This window comes from Pseudomonas sp. JUb42, assembly GCF_024807945.1.
GTDB lineage: Bacteria > Pseudomonadota > Gammaproteobacteria > Pseudomonadales > Pseudomonadaceae > Aquipseudomonas.
The window spans coordinates 38077-54193 of record NZ_JANUFD010000025.1 but is presented as its reverse complement, the minus strand read 5'-3'; the positions used below and the strand labels follow the sequence as shown (position 1 = coordinate 54193).

Below are 16117 nucleotides of genomic sequence, written 5' to 3'. Positions count from 1 at the left end.
CCCGGCAATGGACGCACAGGCAGCAGCACGATTGGGCGACGAAATAGCCCACGGCTTCGGCCTCGCGGCCATGATCGGCGGCGCGGTGGTCGGTGCCTTGATTGGTGCGGCAGTGATCGGCGCTACCGTTGCCACAGGCGGTGCGGCGCTGGCGATCATGGCGGGCTCTATTGCGGCGGGCGGCTTGTCGATGTTCCAGATCGTCAAAGGCCTGAGCACCATCTTCAAGTTGCCCGAACCCACCACTGGGGTGTTGATACGAGGCAGTTTCGACGTCTATATCAACAGTCGCAATGCGATGCGCGCCGGTGCTGACGTCTCGGCGGTGTGCAGCGGCCAGCCCATGAATCACCCGGTGTGGCCGTTCCCGGTATTGATCGCCGAAGGCAGCGCCACGGTTTACATCAACGGTAAACCCGCTGCGCGACTGCAAAGCAAGATGGTCTGTGGCGCCCATATCAAGAGCGGCAGCGAAGACACCTTTATCGGTGGGCCGACCCTGGCCGTGGCGTTCGTGCTCGATCTCGAGGGCTGGATGAACACCGGCCTGGAAACCCTCGGGTTGCTGGCGGCAGGCGGCGCGCTGGTGCTGGCGGCCATGGCCGGTCTGGCGGCATTGGGCACTGCTTTGTTGGTTGGTGCTACGGCCTGGGGTGGCATGGCGCTGCTGGGTGAACTGGGTGATCGACTCGGGCCGGGCTATCGGGACTTACTGCAAGGCGTGGCGGGTATGGCCTTGCTGGGCATGGGGCCCAAGTTGGCCAAGTTGGGCAAGCCGAATGCTGCCAAGACTACGGCTGGCGAAGAGCTCGGCGCAGCCAAGACCGCAACAGACGTTACGCTGCATTCGGCAGAAGATATTCGCTTCTCGCAAAAAAGCGTCTCATACAACAAAGTCGATCGCGCAACTGGAAAGAGCTACACCTATGACGACTTGGTAGAAAGCATGCGTTCCAATGGCTGGAAGGGTGATCCGGTCGATGTCATTAAAATGCCTGATGGTAAGCTGACAAGTATGGATAACACTCGAATTGCCGCTGCCAGGGAGGCAGGCGTCGAGGTCCAGGCAAGGGTTCGAAGTTACGATGAGCCGCTGACGCTCGAGACCCAGGAGGCCCGAGGCTGGCAAAGTCACGATACCTGGGGCGAAGCCCTTACAGGGCGAATCAATAAACAATCTGGCAGCTTTGCCACTGACAATCCTTACGGCTCGCCAAACCCACCACGTATTTCCGGAGGCGGTAAAAAGTGAAACCTTTTATCTATGATTCCCCCATCTTGCCCGAGGGGTTTCGACTTCCAGTGCCGTATCTGGACAAGAGCCAGGACGAGCAGCTGGATCTGGCGCCCTGGCGATTACTTTGCGCAGACATGGCCACATCGCTGTTCTATTACGGCTCGATGCTGCTGAAGTTTCCGGATCGTCCGCTGATTCCCTTCGCGATCATTCAAGATGACTCCGGGCAATACAATGATGGCTGGGTGGTGCTCGCCTGTTTTGATGGCCGCGATTCGACGGTCAGGATCTTTGACTATGGCAGGCCCAAAGTCAGTCCTTGGGACAACCTCGCCTACTCCGGATTTACCGAATGGCTTGAGGCTGCGACTCAAGAGTCAGCCCAGTACAAGGCAGAGTTGGCGGAGGACGACGATTAGTCCTGCTGGATGAACGACACAGGAACATGGTCTGTCAGCCAGACGCCATTTTCAGCCTGGAAAAAAGTGTATCCCTGTTGGTGCATGCGCAGGGACTCAACCTTTAAAGTCACAGGTTTGCCATATCGCTGACCGACCGCAGTCGCCGTCTGGATGTCTTGTGACAGATGAACATGGTGGCGAGAGCCAGGTATCAAACCTTGCTTCAGGATCGATTGCAGAAAGCGTGTTGCCGTACCGTGGTAAAGAATTTCAGGCGGGACTTTTTCTACGTGCTGGAGTCTGACTTCAGCGTTTGAATGCCCTTGCACGGCTCTGATTCGTTGGCCGTCCGCAGAGAGGGCAAAGCGTTTTTTCTCACTGGATTCAACGATGCTTTCAATGATCGCGCGACTCAGTTCGTGACCTTGTTTCGCTGCAGCGAGGATCAGCAAGTCAATCTGGGCCCAGCCTTCAACGTCGAGTTGCAGACCGATGGCCTGAGGTTCGTGGCGCAAGACATAGCTTAAGAACTTACTGATTTCGTTGCGTTGCTTTTCGTTCACGGGCTCTTTTCTTCTGTCGGTGGATAGCAGATATGGTCGCAGCATTTTCGCGGCCATGATCGGCGCTGTTGCCACGGGCGGCGCGGCGCTGGCGATCATAGCGGGCTCCTTTGCGTCCTGCAGCATATTGCAATAACGGCTATATCGTCGGTGCAAACCCAAGAGGAGCGGTGAAATGAAAACAATCAAGTTGATGGCCGATTATGAATGCCATCCGCTCTGGCATGTATCGCCTGACGAGTTCGGCGATATCGACCCTGAAGAGCTGCCGCTGTCCCCGTCGCTCAAGTCTGGGCTACGCGAGTGGGCCCGGGTGTATGACGCAACACTGAATATGGATGCACCACAGGATTCCGGATTCGACAGTGAGGCGCTGGAGGCTGCATTCAAGGCAGAGGGGTATCGTCTGGCTGAGCAGCTACGCGCTGAACTGGGCCCTGATTATGTTGTGACTACCCAGATCTAGTAACTCATACGCTTGTCCAAACCTGACGTCTTAACGAGCCGCTTAAGGAAATCAATCGCCCCATGGATGCACAAGCAGCAGCGCGACTGGGCGACGAAATAGCCCACGGCTTCGGTCTCGCGGCCATGATCGGCGGCGCAGTGGTCGGTGCCTTGATTGGTGCGGCAATCGTCGGCGCCACTGTGGCCACGGGCGGTGCGGCGCTGGCGATCATGGCGGGCTCCATTGCGGCAGGCGGTTTGTCGATGTTCCAGATCGTCAAAGGCCTGAGCACCATCTTCAAGCTGCCTGAACCCACCACAGGGGTGTTGATACGAGGCAGCTTCGACGTCTATATCAACAGTCGCAATGCGATGCGCGCCGGGGCTGACGTCTCGGCGGTGTGCAGCGGCCAGCCCATGAATCACCCGGTGTGGCCGTTCCCGGTATTGATCGCCGAAGGCAGCGCCACGGTTTACATCAACGGTAAACCCGCTGCGCGACTGCAAAGCAAGATGGTCTGTGGCGCCCATATCAAGAGCGGCAGCGAAGACACCTTTATCGGTGGGCCGACCCTTGCCGTGGCGTTCGTGCTCGATCTCGAGGGCTGGTTGCACACAGGTCTTGAGGCTCTTGGGCTGTTGGCAGCGGGCGGTGCATTGGTGCTGGCGGCCATGGCCGGTCTGGCGGCGTTGGGCACCGCCTTGTTGATTGGTGCGACGGCTTGGGGCGGCATGGCACTGCTGGGTGAATTGGGTGATCGACTGGGGCCGGGCTATCGGGACTTGCTCCAGGGCGTTGCCGGTATGGCCTTGCTGGGCATGGGGCCGAAGCTGGCAAAACTCGGTGCACCCAAGTCGGCGGCAACCTTCGAAGAGGTGTATGCCAAGGCGCCTGCGGCCAAGGCCGAGATCGACGCCGTGGCCGATGAAATCGCCGCGCAATATGGCGGTAAGGTGGCCAAGGCGCCGATCAAGTCCCAGGCCCGCGCCCTGGAGAAAATCAATAACGATTACAAAGGCGACCCAACGAAGATCAAGGACCTGGCGCGCAATACCATCATTGTCGAGTCGGACCAGATCAATGCGGTCGCAGCCGATCTCGCCAAGCGCGGCGCCAACGTCAAGATCATCGACGGTGCGACCAACGAGATGGGCTACAGCGGGGTGAACTCGACCATGCAGACCCGTGCCGGTATCCCGGGGGAGATCCAGGTAAACTCGCCGGAAATGATTTACGCCAAAGAGCCCGAACCCTTGGCGCGGGCCCTGCTCGGCGACGATACCTATAATGCAGTGGCCGCAAAAACTGATGTGCCAGGTGGGCTTGGCCACAAGTACTATGAGGATTATCGCGTGTTGCCGGACCAGAGCAGTCCCGAGGCGCAAGCTATCGCGGATCAGAGCAAGGCCTATTACGAAGCTGTGAGGAATGGCAATGGCAATTGAGTTCAGTGCCTTTGGCACTCGTGACGTCTATCTCGATTATGACTTCGAGGAAGTCACCTACCGTTGGGATCACCTGACCAAGACGGTGTATGTGAAATTCTATGGCGAGGAAGAACATCCCGAGCCTGTACCTGGCAATAATCGCCTGTACACCGACACTAAGCTCTACGGTCGGGAAATCACCCGGGAAGAATATGAAAAAGGGTTCCCCCGTCGATGAGCATTCTCGATGCCGCCGTCGCCCTTGCCTGTCGTGTTCACGCAGGGCAGGTCGATAAATCCGGCAAGCCCTACATCCTTCACCCCTTGCGTCTGATGCTGAAGTTTGAAGACGTTGACGAGCAGGTCGTCAGCGTCCTTCATGACGTCGTCGAGGATGGCGACGTGACCCTGGAAGAGCTACGGGAGCTGGGGGTTTCGAGCGCTGCGGTGGCTGCCATCGACTGCCTGTCCAAGCGTGAAGGCGAGCTATACGAGGACTTCATTGCCCGCATCAAGCCCAACGACCTGGCGCGCCGGGTGAAGATCGCCGACATCCGCGACAACATGGACCTCACCCGTCTGCCCCAGGTCAGCGACAAGGACCTGCAACGCGTGGCCAAGTATCACCGGGCACTGCGCGAGCTGATGAGCTGAGACTTCAGACGTCTGCCAGGTGAAACTGGCCCGGTTGGCGCCATGAAATCCTGACGAACTTGCCGCTGAGCAAGCCTTGGTCACGCAGGTACTCGAAGACTTCCGCCGGGCACCACTCCTTGCCATCCGAGAAGGCCACGCCCAACGGGCGTAGCGCATCGAAGATCCGCGCCTTCTCGGCATCGTCCGCTACATCCCGGCTCAGCACATCATCACCGGGCCCGGTAACAAAACCCAAGGCTGTCAGGGCCGCATCCAGGCTGTGATCTATCACCTTGAGGCGAATGGCGTCATCGTCGGCCTTCTCCACGAACGCCCTGAGTTCTTCTTTAATCAACTACAAATACCTCTGCCAATGTTTTAACGCCTCCGCCATCTGTCGTGGGAAGGGACTCGACCACCATCTCCGGCGCACCGCCCGGCAGATGTTTACCCGGCCCGAGGAAGTATTGATTGCCCTCCATGGGGCTCCTCGGCAAGCGATCGGCAATATTATCCACTTGCCTGATCTTGAATCCGCCTTGCAAGGATCCATCCTCCAGACCAAAGGCGCGCTCCAGTTTGGCCGCCTTTGCGCTGGTAATGGTTATTTTCGACTGCCCTGAAAAATCACCGATGACATCCGCGACGCCCTTATTATCGGAAATATAACTGCCGTAGCGGCCAATGGTGGGGTATTTATCCCACGACGTCGGGCTCACGTTGAAGCCGACATTGTCCGTTAGCATCTGTTGCTGGCGCTCACGAGCCAGCAGGGTGCGCTGCTCGGCGGTCAGGGGCAGGCGGGCCAGTTTGGGTCCCATGCCCAGCAACGCCATCCCGGCAACGCCCTGAATCAAGTCGCGGTAGCCTGGCCCCAGGCGATCACCCAGGTCGCCCAGCAATTCCATGCCGGCATACATGACCCCGCCCATCGCCAGCGCGCCGAAGAATGCAGCGGCGCCGGCCATGGCCGCCAGAATGAGCGCGCCACCGGCCGCCAGCAAACCCAGGGCTTCCAGGCCGGTATGCACCCAGTCCTCTATATCCAGTACAAACGCCACCCGGATGGTCGGGCCACCGATAAAGGTATTCGGGCTGCCGCTTTTGATATGGGCGCCGCAAATCATTTTGCTGTGCAGACGCGCCGCCGGCTTGCCGTTGATATAGACCGTCGCGCTGCCTTCGGCAATCAACGGCAGCGGCCAGGTGGGATGATTGCAGGGCATGCCCGAGCAGACGGCGGAAACGTCCGCCCCGGCGCGCATGGCATTGCGGCTGTTGATGTAGACGTCGAGGCTGCCCCGTATCAGCAGCCCGGACGTGGGCTCGGGCAGATTGAAAATGGTGGTAAGGCCTTTGACCACCTGAAACATCGACAAGCCGCCCGCCGCCACCGAACCCGCGAGGATGACGGCCGCGAGCCCGCCCGTAGCTGCGGTTGCGGCAATCACGGCGGCACCGATCAAGGCGCCTGCGACGGCCCCGGCAACCATCGCCGCCAGGCCGAAGCCGTGCGCAATCTCGTCGCCGAACCGGGCGGCGGCTTGTGCGTCCATGTTTTAGCCTAAACCGAAGTGCGGCGAGAGAGCCGAGTCGGCCCGTTACCACTCACGATTTAGGCTTCTGCGCAAAAAAGGCCTTCACAGCCGAGTCGATCGTGGCCTTGATGCCCTTGCCCCTGCCATCCACTTTACCGGCACCGCCGGAATTGAGATCGAGGCGGCCGCCGGTGTCGATATCGCCCTTGCCGCTCGCATAGATCTTGAACGAAGTACCGGAGATGTTGATCTCGCCACCGGCATTCATCTCCAGCACGCTCTGGCCGCAGACCAGGCGGATCTGTACACCGGCTTCGATCAGGTATTGAGTACTGACGCTGTCACTCTTGGTACCGCCCACCTGAAGCACGTCATTGCACTGCACCGCGCGCACACGGTCTTCGCCGATGGTGACGATTTCGTTATGGCCGACACTCTTGTGCCGGTCATGCCCCACCGAATGGCTTTCATCGACCTCGACCACGATGTCCTGATTGCGCTCGGCGTGGATATACAGCTGCTCGGCGCCCTTCTTGTCTTCCATGCGAATCTCGTTGAAATTCGCCGGGCTGCCGCCTTTGCTCGAACGGCTCTTCATGCCGCTCTGGGTCGCATTGGCGGGCAGGTCGTAGGGCACGGTCTGCTCGGCGTTGTAGACCCTGCCGGTGATGATCGGCCGGTCGGGGTCGCCTTCGAGGAAGCTGACAATGACTTCCTGGCCGATACGCGGAATCTGCATCGAGCCCCAGTTCTTGCCCGCCCAGGCCTGTGACACGCGAATCCAGCACGAGCTGTTTTCATTGGACTGGTCGTGACGATCCCAATGGAAATGCACCTTCACCCGGCCGAACTGGTCGGTCCATATTTCCTCGCCTTTGGGGCCTACAACCAACGCGGTCTGCGGGCCCTGAACGATGGGGCGTGAAGTGCTGGGCTGCGGGCGGAAGCTTTGTTGCGCGTCGATGCAGCTGAGCTGGCTGTTGAACTGCGCGCCGCCGCCATCGTCACCGGTTTCCAGGGACTCCTGGGTGAGGCTGTAGTCGGCACGCACGATCAGGTATTCGCGGTTCTGATCCTCGCGGCCGAAGCCGGTCATGCTGAACAGATGGCCCGCGCCAATGCCGCGAGCATTGCCGCTCAGGCCCACGCGTTCGTGTTCGCTGTGCAGGGCTTCGATTTGCGTGCGCGCGTAGTGCTCGCCGTCTTCGCTTTGCACATAGATGCCGGGGTAGTCGTAGAGCGGATAGTCGGCGGCGCTGTGCGGGCGCGGCATGGCCGAGCGCACATTGATTCGCGCCGAGGGACGCTGGAAGTCGTAGTCGTTGAGCTCCAGCGAGCCTGGCAACACTTGCTGCGCCAGCTGCCAGTTATCGATATGGTCGCGCTCGCGCTGCTGCTCGTCCGGCGGGAAATACGGCACCGAGGCATAGCCGGGGGCGCTGTGATGAGCGCCGTAGGCATCGGCCAGCACCAGTACGTGACGATCCTGCTCGTGGCGGAAGTAGTAGTAGATGCCTTCTTGCTCCATCAGGCGGCTGACGAAGGCGAAGCTGGTTTCGCGATACTGCACGCAGTATTCCCACTCGCGATACGGGCGGCTCAGGGACTCTTCGAAGTCAGAGAAACCCAGGTCACGGAATACCTGCTTGATGATCTGCGGAATGGTCAGGTTCTGGAAAATCCGGCAATCAGAGGTGCGGCTCAGCAGCCATAACCATGGCCGCAGCGTCGCCTGATAACTGGCGAACTGACCGTGATTGACCCCTTGGCTGCAGCGGGCGACCAGGCCATGAAAATAACGCTCACTGCCATCGGCCAGCTTCAGCGACAGGCTCATGGGTTTGCCCAGCAACTGATTGAGATCGATGGCGCCATCGGCGGACGTCAGTTGCAGGTCGTACTCGTACAACCGCCCCAGTTCGTCGTGGCCGGTCATGGATTTGAGCAGCAGGACATCCGGGCCCAGAGGGCTGGTAATGCGGGTCTGACGGGTGGATTGGGTGAAGGCCATGGGGGGTTCCGTCAAATTGCTCGGTAATCAGTAGGAGCGAATTGGAAAGCAAATTCTGTGGGAGCCAATTGCGGGAGCGAATTCTGTGGGAGCGAATTCATTCGCGAATAGGCCGGTACATCCGACTCATATAAGGAGTCTGAAACACCGCCTTCGCGAATGAATTCGCTCCCACAAAAAATTCCCATTGAATTCACCCCTATTTATTCCCTAATGCGCGTTTCAGGGCGTGTCAGCAAATTCATAATGAAACTCGCCGTTCTGTTCCCCGATCCGCACGCTGGCCATGGCCTTGCCTTCCAGCATGCGGGTCAGGAATTCGCGGCTCATGTCCGGCAGCAGGGTGTTGGTCAACAGGGTGTCGATCATTCGTCCGCCGCTCTCGGTTTCGGTGCAACGCGAGACGATCAGGTCGAGTACGGCATCGTCGTAGTCGAATGCCACCTTATGGGTGTTTTCCACGCGCTTCTTGATGCGGTCCAGTTGCAGGCGGGTGATGGCCTTGAGCATGGTGTCGCTGAGCGGGTAATAAGGGATCGTTACCAGGCGGCCGAGCAGGGCTGGTGGGAAGATTTCCAGCAGCGGCTGGCGCAGGGCCTTGGCGATGAACTCGGGGTCAGGCATGTTATGGGCATCCTGACACAGCTGGGAAATCAGCTCGGTCCCGGCGTTGGTGGTCAGCAGGATCAAGGTGTTCTTGAAGTCGATCACTCGGCCCTCGCCGTCCTCCATGACGCCCTTGTCGAACACCTGGAAGAAGATTTCATGCACGTCCGGGTGGGCTTTTTCCACTTCGTCGAGCAACACCACGCTGTAGGGTTTGCGCCGCACCGCTTCGGTCAGCACGCCGCCTTCGCCATAACCGACATAACCCGGAGGCGCACCCTTGAGCGTGGAGACGGTATGGGCTTCCTGGAATTCGCTCATGTTGATGGTGATGACGTTCTGCTCGCCGCCATACATGGCTTCGGCCAGGGCCAGGGCGGTTTCGGTCTTGCCGACGCCTGAGGTGCCCGCAAGCATGAACACGCCAATCGGCTTGTTCGGGTTATCCAGGCCAGCGCGGGAAGTCTGGATGCGCTTGGCGATCATTTGCAGGGCATGGTCCTGGCCGATGATGCGTTTCATCAGGTGCTGATCGAGCTTGAGCACGGTTTCCAATTCGTTGCGCGCCATGCGCCCGACCGGAATCCCGGTCCAGTCGGCGACCACCGAGGCCACAGCCTGATAGTCCACGGTCGGCAGGATCAGCGGCGACTCGCCTTGCAGGGCGCTGAGGCGGGTTTGCAGGTCGACCAGTCGGGTACGCAGCGCCTGGTTTTGCCCGGCCCCGGCATCGCTGTCCACCACACCGACGCTCTCGCGCAGTTGCGCGCGGACGTCGAGCAGTTCGTCCACCAGTATGCGTTCCTCGGCCCAGCGGCTTTCCAGATCGGTCAGGCGTTCGCGCTCGGCCGCCAGCAGCGCTTCGCTGTTGTTGCGGCGAGCGCCAATATCAATGCCGATGGCGTCTTCGCGAGCGATGATTTGCAGTTCGATTTCCAGAGCTTCGATACGACGGCGGCTGTCGTCCACTTCAGCGGGGACTGCGTGCAGGCTGATGGCGACACGGGCGCAGGCGGTGTCCAGCAGGCTGACGGATTTGTCCGGCAACTGGCGCGCCGGAATGTAGCGGTGGGACAGCTTCACCGAAGCCTCCAGCGCTTCGTCGAGGACCTGTACCTTGTGATGCTGCTCCATGGTCGAGGCCACGCCGCGCATCATCAGCAGGGCTTTGTCTTCGGACGGTTCGGCGACCTGTACGACCTGGAAGCGGCGGGTCAGGGCCGGGTCTTTTTCGATGTGCTTCTTGTACTCGGCCCAAGTGGTGGCGGCGACGGTGCGCAGGGTGCCACGGGCCAGAGCGGGCTTGAGCAGGTTGGCGGCATCGCCGGTCCCGGCCGCGCCACCGGCACCGACCAGGGTATGGGCTTCGTCGATGAACAGAATGATCGGCTTGGGCGAGGCCTGCACGTCTTCGATGACCTGGCGCAGGCGTTGTTCGAACTCGCCTTTCATGCTCGCACCCGCCTGCAACAGGCCGACATCGAGGCTGCGCAGTTCGACGTCTTTCAGGGCCGGCGGTACGTCGCCTGCGACGATGCGCAGGGCGAAACCTTCGACTACTGCGGTTTTGCCGACACCGGCCTCACCGGTCAGGATCGGGTTGTTCTGGCGGCGGCGCATGAGGATATCCACCAGTTGGCGAATTTCCTCGTCACGCCCGACGATGGGGTCGAGCTTGCCGCTGCGCGCCTGTTCGGTGAGATCCACGGTGAAGCGCTTGAGGGCTTCCTGCTTGCCCATGGCGCTGGGTGCCATGGCGCCACTGGCCTCGCCGGGCACGGCACCGGCGTTGAAACCGTCGCTGGCGCCCAGGGCGTTTTCCGGTGAGTCGCCGACGTATTCGTCAAAGCGCTCGCTGAGGGCTTCGACCTTGACCTTGTTGAACTCCGCCGACAGCCCGATCAGCGCATTGCGCAGGCTTGGGGTCTTGAGAATGCCGAGCAGCAGGTAGCCAGTGCGCACCTGGCTTTCGCCGAACATCAGGCTGCCGTAGACCCAGCCGCGTTCCACGGCTTCTTCGACATGGGATGACAGGTCGGTGATCGAGGTCGAACCACGCGGCAGGCGGTCCAGCGCTTCGGTCAGGTCCCGGGCCAGGCGCGCAGGCTCGACGTCGAACTGACGGATGAGGCGATGCAGGTCCGAGTCCTGCAATTGCAAAAGTTGGTGAAACCAGTGCGCCAGCTCCACATAGGGATTGCCCCGCAGCTTGCAGAACACCGTGGCCGCTTCGATGGCCTTGTAGGCCACGCTGTTGAGTTTGCCGAATAACGCGGCGCGACTGATTTCACCCATGTGCATGACTCCTTGAATGTGTGGCTGATGAGGCTTGTTCGGCCGTCTTTTGATCGGCGTAATGCCTGGCCAGAATCAGATCCCCAGCATCAGTGGCGGGCTGCCCCAGCCAGGTATTGAAACCCAGCCGCTGACGCCCGTTGAGTTGGAATTTTGGTACTTCAGGTTGTTGCAGAACCAGGTTCAGGTCCCAGTCCAGTTCGTGGCCCACGTACTCGGCGACCCAGACCACCAGTTCCTTGAACGGCTCGCCGTCGGGCAACAGCCCCATGTAGTCGTCCAGCTTGAGCGGACCGATACGGATACGGAATTTGTGCTGACGATCCCAGACGTGGCTACCCAGGCAAAAATCCACGCCCAACTGATGGGCCACGCGCCCGACCCGGCTGCGCTCGGGCAATTCCAGCCACTGGCCGACGTACTCCTCGATTTCCACCGGCAGGCCGAAGTAATGGCCGAGGATGGCGCGCAAGCCGTCGGGGTAGCGGGTTTGCGCCGCCAGATGGCCGCTGTAGTGCAGCTTGGCGGTATCGGGAATTACGCCGTGCTGGAGCAGGCTGGGCATGCCACGTCCGCTCAGGGCGGCCAGGCGCGCAGACCAATAATCGTCATCCGGGCGGTCGTGACTGACGGTCGGCCGCGCTTCGGCCCAGGCCCGGTAGAACAGGCTCAACAGGCGATGGTGGAAGACATCGAGGAAGCGCTTGCTGGTGGTATCGGCGTTATTACGCTGGCGGTCGCGCACGTACTCGGTGATGTGCAGCGGCAGCGGGCCGTTGGGGCCGCCGAGGCCGAAAAAGAACTGTTCCAGACGCGCCGGTTTGTCGGCTTCGGCGGGTGTCATCGAGGCCAGTGTCGAAGGCGCAAAAGCGCAGTCCGGCTGCTGGCCGAGGCGCAGCGGGTCGTCGCTCAGGCGCAGCGAATGGCCCAGGCGCGGCAGCTCTGGCGATTCGCACTCGATACGGCGCAGCGCCTGGAAGAAGTCGTATTCCCAGGGCTGATCCTGCATGGCCGTCAATGTGTCTACAGGGTCGGACGGCGTCCGGGCTTGGCTTTCCATCGCATGATCTCGCCGCGTTCGGTGGTACGTATCACCGTCTCGGTAAAGCTGTTGATCGACACATAACGTGTCAGGAAACGCTCAAACACGGCGCCCAGGAGGAAGACTCCGGTGCCACGGAAAGCGTTTTCGTCGAATTCCAGGGTGATCTCCAGGCCACGGCCAAAGACGATCGGGCCGGGCATGGGCAGGCGTCGTGTGCAGGGCTTGCTGCTGACTTCGCGCAGGCCTTCGATCTGCAGTTGCAGGGCCGGATCGTGACTGTCGCCGTACAGGCGCAGCAGTTCACGCAAGGCCGCCGCGCCCTGACCCTGTTCGCTCAGCGACAGGTAGTTCAGCGACAACTGGCTGATCAGGCGCCAGGCCTTGTTGTCATGGGCGTGGCTGGCCCTTGGGCGGCTCGGGCCGGCGACGCAACGCACCGAGGACACCGGCGCACTGTCGGCCAGGGTGAAATCCGTGGTGCCGCCGCCGACGTTCATGAACAGCGGCAGGTCGCGATTGGTGCACAGGGCGCTGACGCCCAATTGACGCAGGTCGTGGCGGTACGGCGCTTGTTGGCTGTCCACCAGGCTGACAAAGGTTTCGCTGCCGACATAAGTCGAGCGCGTGCCGGTGCGGCGTTGCTCGCTGGACAGTACCCGGGGTTCGCGGCGCAAGGTGTAATAGGCCTTGTCGCGGCCATAGCGGGACGGGTCGCGTACCGCGTAGAACGGCAGGAAACTCTGGTCCGGTCCAGTGCCATGCCCGGTGATGCCGGTCAGGGAGTGAATCTCGAAATCCATCGGGCGGGTGCGGTCGGCGATCACATGATGCTCGTTGACCCGATCACTCAAGTGGATGCGGTCGACCCGACGCGGGAACAGATTGATCGCCGGGGTGCAGAACGGCAGGAACTGTGCGGCACCGACGCTGCTTTCCAGACCCTGCTCGAAGCGCTCGAACAGAATGATCAATTCCAGTTCCTGGCCGGAGCAACGCTGCACGGCACGGGACAGTCCGGCGAATTCGACGAACAGAAAACGCTGGGGCAGGGCGAAATATTCCTGCAACAGGCGATAACCCTGAAAGGCTTGCGGCACTACCGGTAAAGCCGCTTCGCGGTCATCGAAACCGCAGGCACGCAGGGCGTCCTGGGGCAGGCGCTCGACCCAGTCGCTGCCTGGCTGGCGGGCGAATACGGCGCAGGCATTACCAAGCAATTGCTCGTAGAGGCGGAAAGGTTGTTCGTCGTTGCCACTGAGGTAGAACGGCAGGCTGTCCAGGCTCAGGGCGTTGAACGGCAGCTCGGCGCCGGTGCGCAGGGTAATGCGTAACCCGGCCTTGGCCTTCGGTTCGCTGGCGGCAAGACGGCCGAGCACGGCGGCGGGGTTGCCGAAATATTCGGCCTGGCTGACCTTCAGCGGCCACAGCGTCACCGGATGTGCGGTGCGGTACTCGCAAGAGGTCTGGGAGTCGCGGCCCAGGGTCGCACGCAACACGCTGTCGCGGGGCAGGGTAAAGCCGCTGCTCAGGGAGCCTTCGTCGGTATCGGCGTGCATCTGCACCACGGTCATCGACGGCGTGGGCGCCAGATAGTGCGGGTAGGCGATTTCCAGCAGGTTATGGGTGAAGGTCGGGTACTCGGCGTCGAGCTTGAGCTGCACCCGCGCCGTCAGGTAGGCGAAGCCTTCCAGCAGGCGCTCCACATAGGGGTCGGCACAGTCCAGTCCCGACAGGGTCAGGCGCCCGGCGATCTTCGGGTATTCCTTGGCGAACTCGGCAGCGCTTTCGCGCACGTGTTGCAGTTCCTGGTTGTACAGCTCCAGCAGGCGCGGATTCATGAGCGCCTCCGTTGCTCGGCAGGCACGACCTGCACATGCCCGGATTCCAGGTCCAGATCGGTGCGCAGCAACAGCGGCAAGGCCACCGGCTGCGCCCACAGATCACCTTCGATCTCGAAGCTCAGGGCGTTATGGTTCATTTCACCCGGCGCTACCCGTGCCCGCACGCGCAGGGTATGGCGCAGGATGCGCGGCTCAAAGGTGGCGATGGCGCGGTGAATCAGGGCTTCCAGCGCATTGATGTCGATACTCGATGCGCTGTTGCCTGCCAGCGCAGGCAGGCCGTAATTGACCACTGAAGTGCCCGCCGGGGTGTTGAGCGTGGCATCGGCGTCGAGCAGTGACGTGGTGTTGAGCAGCCAGGTCAGGTCGCGCAGCACCGAGGCCTTGAGCTGGCTCAGGGAAAGCACGCGCTTGTCGCTGCCTTCCTGCAGATTGCCTGGCTCGTCGTCGGTCAACCGGTCGAGCAGCGACGGTTGCAGGCGTTCGCGAGAGGTCAGGTCGGTTACCAACGGAACATGCCTACGAACATTTTTTGATCCTGAACGCCTCTACCGCACATTGCACTCTGATTGACACTGGATGTCTCAAGTACGCCGCTGCGCAAGCGTATTGCCTGAGATTTCGTCAGGCAGCCGGCGCCAGGTGTTTTTTCCGGATCAGTGTGCTCAACCAGCACAATGGGCACTGACTTGAAAACTTCCACACGGACCTGACCTTTACGGTCCGGGCTGAACTGGCAAGGCCACTCCATGCCCAGCGCCAATTGCGTGTTATCTGGCTTGAGCACCGCGCACTGACCCTGAGCGTCCACCAGCTTCAGAGCTTGTCCGCCGAGGTTCGCCTGAATTGCCATGGTCTGCGAGTCAGCGCACGCGTTGAGGCTGAAAAGCAGACAGCCAATGGCTGCAGTCTTGATCGCGGTGCTCATACCAGCTCCCAGAACCAGACTTGTTTCGACATATAGTCGCCATCGTAGAAACCCATGGTTTTACCGCGATTCCACAGGTCGATGTGGTCACCGGAACGCTGGCTTTCCTCTTCGCCGCCACGGGCGAAGCAATCCTTGAAGAAGACGATACCGGTCTTGTTGGCGATGGTCAGGCGATCCTTGGCGCTGCCGCCGAGGATGGTGGGCCGGCCCAGGTGGTGGCGCCACAGCCAGTTCGCCAACGACTCCGCACCACGGGCATGTTCATGCTTGCACTTGGGCTCGGTGTAGGTCGATTTATTGACTTTGATACCCAGCTCGCCGTTGAGCGCAATGCTCATGCGGATGGCGCACTGGTTGCCCCATGGTTGATCGCAGGGGGACGGAACCTTTGGATAGGCATTCAACAGGTTGATGAATGAAGGCTTGGCCATGAGTCAGACTCTCTAATACGAAAGGGCGCAAAAACGCCCCGGCCTTTGACGACCGGGGCGTACGCGAATCAGCGCTTGGTATTGGAGCGGATGTTCCAGCCGTATTTGACCGGGCCGCCTTCCTTGGTGCCGTCTGCTTTCTGTGGCTGGTAGTCGACCAGCACCTGAGCGAAGTTCAGGGTGACGCTTTCGGTCAGGCGATCATCGCTGCCCGAACCGCCAGTGCTCAGGGAGGTGACCATGACTTCTTCGAGGTTGATGACCAGGTACTCGACCTGGCTTTCGCCACCGGCCTTGCGCACGGTCAGCTTGACCTTGTCGATGTGCTTGCCGCTGCTGCAATGCATCATCAGGTTCGGCGAGGCCTTGTCCACGTACTTGGTGATCGACAGGTCGCGAATCTCGACCTTGCCCGCACCGCCACCGCTGCCGACGTGCATGTTGCCGGACTGGCTCATGCCCCAGCTCCAGTTCAGTACGTCGATTTCGTCCTTGTGGGCCTTGTCCTGGGACTCGCCCTTGATGTCACCGATCTTGATAAAAATATCGACAGCCATGTTCTCTCCTGATGTGGCACGGGCCACTGTGTTTATTTTTCAGAGATGCAATTTGGTTAAAACGCGCCGCCCCTTTCTATGAGGGATCCGTGGGAGCGACTTGTGGGAGCGAATTCATTCGCGAAAGCAGTATGTCAGCCGCTAAAAATG

The 16117-nt window shown here is 60.7% G+C and carries 17 protein-coding genes; 6 read left to right on the top strand and 11 right to left on the bottom strand.

Annotation, left to right across the window (positions count from 1 at the left end; all coding sequences use genetic code 11):
* Positions 1 to 7: 7 nt before the first annotated feature.
* Complete coding sequence (locus tag M2401_RS34380) at positions 8 to 1252, top strand: PAAR domain-containing protein (protein ID WP_310504173.1); 1245 nt, start codon at positions 8 to 10, stop codon at positions 1250 to 1252.
* Positions 1249 to 1656 (top strand): hypothetical protein, encoded by a 408-nt coding sequence (locus M2401_RS33085; protein ID WP_259111091.1) that lies wholly within the window; start codon positions 1249 to 1251, stop codon positions 1654 to 1656. The genes M2401_RS34380 and M2401_RS33085 overlap by 4 nt, the downstream gene beginning before the upstream one ends.
* Here M2401_RS33085 and M2401_RS33080 read toward each other — a convergent pair.
* Positions 1653 to 2201, bottom strand: a complete 549-nt coding sequence (locus tag M2401_RS33080; protein WP_259111119.1) for an RNA 2'-phosphotransferase — start codon at positions 2199 to 2201, stop codon at positions 1653 to 1655. The genes M2401_RS33085 and M2401_RS33080 overlap by 4 nt on opposite strands.
* Positions 2202 to 2376: 175 nt before the next feature.
* Between M2401_RS33080 and M2401_RS33075 the strand changes: the two genes are divergently transcribed.
* From M2401_RS33075 to M2401_RS33060, 4 genes are all read left to right on the top strand, one after another.
* On the top strand, positions 2377 to 2667 hold the full coding sequence (locus M2401_RS33075) for a hypothetical protein (RefSeq protein ID WP_259111089.1): 291 nt from the start codon (positions 2377 to 2379) through the stop codon (positions 2665 to 2667).
* 62 nt (positions 2668 to 2729) lie between these two features.
* Entirely contained in the window at positions 2730 to 4094 is a 1365-nt protein-coding gene (locus M2401_RS33070; RefSeq protein ID WP_259111087.1) for a PAAR domain-containing protein, read from the top strand.
* Positions 4084 to 4314 carry a hypothetical protein gene (locus tag M2401_RS33065; RefSeq protein ID WP_259111085.1) on the top strand — a complete coding sequence of 77 codons (231 nt, stop codon included), beginning with the start codon at positions 4084 to 4086 and terminating at the stop codon, positions 4312 to 4314. Before M2401_RS33070 ends, M2401_RS33065 begins: the two co-directional genes overlap by 11 nt.
* Entirely contained in the window at positions 4311 to 4730 is a 420-nt protein-coding gene (locus M2401_RS33060; RefSeq protein ID WP_259111082.1) for a GTP pyrophosphokinase, read from the top strand. Before M2401_RS33065 ends, M2401_RS33060 begins: the two co-directional genes overlap by 4 nt.
* Positions 4731 to 4734: 4 nt before the next feature.
* Here M2401_RS33060 and M2401_RS33055 read toward each other — a convergent pair whose 3' ends face one another.
* The 10 genes from M2401_RS33055 to M2401_RS33010 all read right to left on the bottom strand — a co-directional run bounded on the left by M2401_RS33055 (position 4735) and on the right by M2401_RS33010 (position 15967).
* Positions 4735 to 5067 carry a hypothetical protein gene (locus M2401_RS33055; RefSeq protein ID WP_259111079.1) on the bottom strand — a complete coding sequence of 111 codons (333 nt, stop codon included), beginning with the start codon at positions 5065 to 5067 and terminating at the stop codon, positions 4735 to 4737.
* Entirely contained in the window at positions 5060 to 6268 is a 1209-nt protein-coding gene (locus M2401_RS34375; RefSeq protein ID WP_310504172.1) for a PAAR domain-containing protein, read from the bottom strand. The genes M2401_RS33055 and M2401_RS34375 overlap by 8 nt, the downstream gene beginning before the upstream one ends.
* 52 nt (positions 6269 to 6320) lie before the next feature.
* Complete coding sequence (locus M2401_RS33045) at positions 6321 to 8261, bottom strand: type VI secretion system tip protein VgrG (protein ID WP_259111077.1); 1941 nt, start codon at positions 8259 to 8261, stop codon at positions 6321 to 6323.
* Positions 8262 to 8483: 222 nt separating this feature from the next.
* Positions 8484 to 11162: a type VI secretion system ATPase TssH gene (tssH, locus tag M2401_RS33040; protein ID WP_259111075.1), complete on the bottom strand. Its 2679-nt coding sequence runs from the start codon at positions 11160 to 11162 to the stop codon at positions 8484 to 8486.
* Positions 11155 to 12222, bottom strand: a complete 1068-nt coding sequence (gene tssG, locus M2401_RS33035; protein ID WP_259111074.1) for a type VI secretion system baseplate subunit TssG — start codon at positions 12220 to 12222, stop codon at positions 11155 to 11157. Before tssG ends, tssH begins: the two co-directional genes overlap by 8 nt.
* The gene (tssF, locus tag M2401_RS33030; protein WP_259111072.1) at positions 12186 to 14045 is read right to left on the bottom strand and encodes a type VI secretion system baseplate subunit TssF; all 1860 of its coding nucleotides are present in this window, start codon (positions 14043 to 14045) and stop codon (positions 12186 to 12188) included. The genes tssG and tssF overlap by 37 nt, the downstream gene beginning before the upstream one ends.
* The gene (tssE, locus tag M2401_RS33025) at positions 14042 to 14557 is read right to left on the bottom strand and encodes a type VI secretion system baseplate subunit TssE (RefSeq protein WP_259111070.1); all 516 of its coding nucleotides are present in this window, start codon (positions 14555 to 14557) and stop codon (positions 14042 to 14044) included. Before tssE ends, tssF begins: the two co-directional genes overlap by 4 nt.
* A complete protein-coding gene (locus tag M2401_RS33020) occupies positions 14551 to 14976 on the bottom strand; it encodes a hypothetical protein (protein WP_259111068.1) in 426 nt (141 codons plus the stop codon). The genes tssE and M2401_RS33020 overlap by 7 nt, the downstream gene beginning before the upstream one ends.
* Positions 14973 to 15410 carry a type VI secretion system amidase effector protein Tae4 gene (locus M2401_RS33015; RefSeq protein WP_259111067.1) on the bottom strand — a complete coding sequence of 146 codons (438 nt, stop codon included), beginning with the start codon at positions 15408 to 15410 and terminating at the stop codon, positions 14973 to 14975. Before M2401_RS33015 ends, M2401_RS33020 begins: the two co-directional genes overlap by 4 nt.
* Before the next feature lie 68 nt (positions 15411 to 15478).
* On the bottom strand, positions 15479 to 15967 hold the full coding sequence (locus M2401_RS33010; protein WP_259111065.1) for a type VI secretion system tube protein Hcp: 489 nt from the start codon (positions 15965 to 15967) through the stop codon (positions 15479 to 15481).
* Positions 15968 to 16117 lie beyond the last annotated feature (150 nt).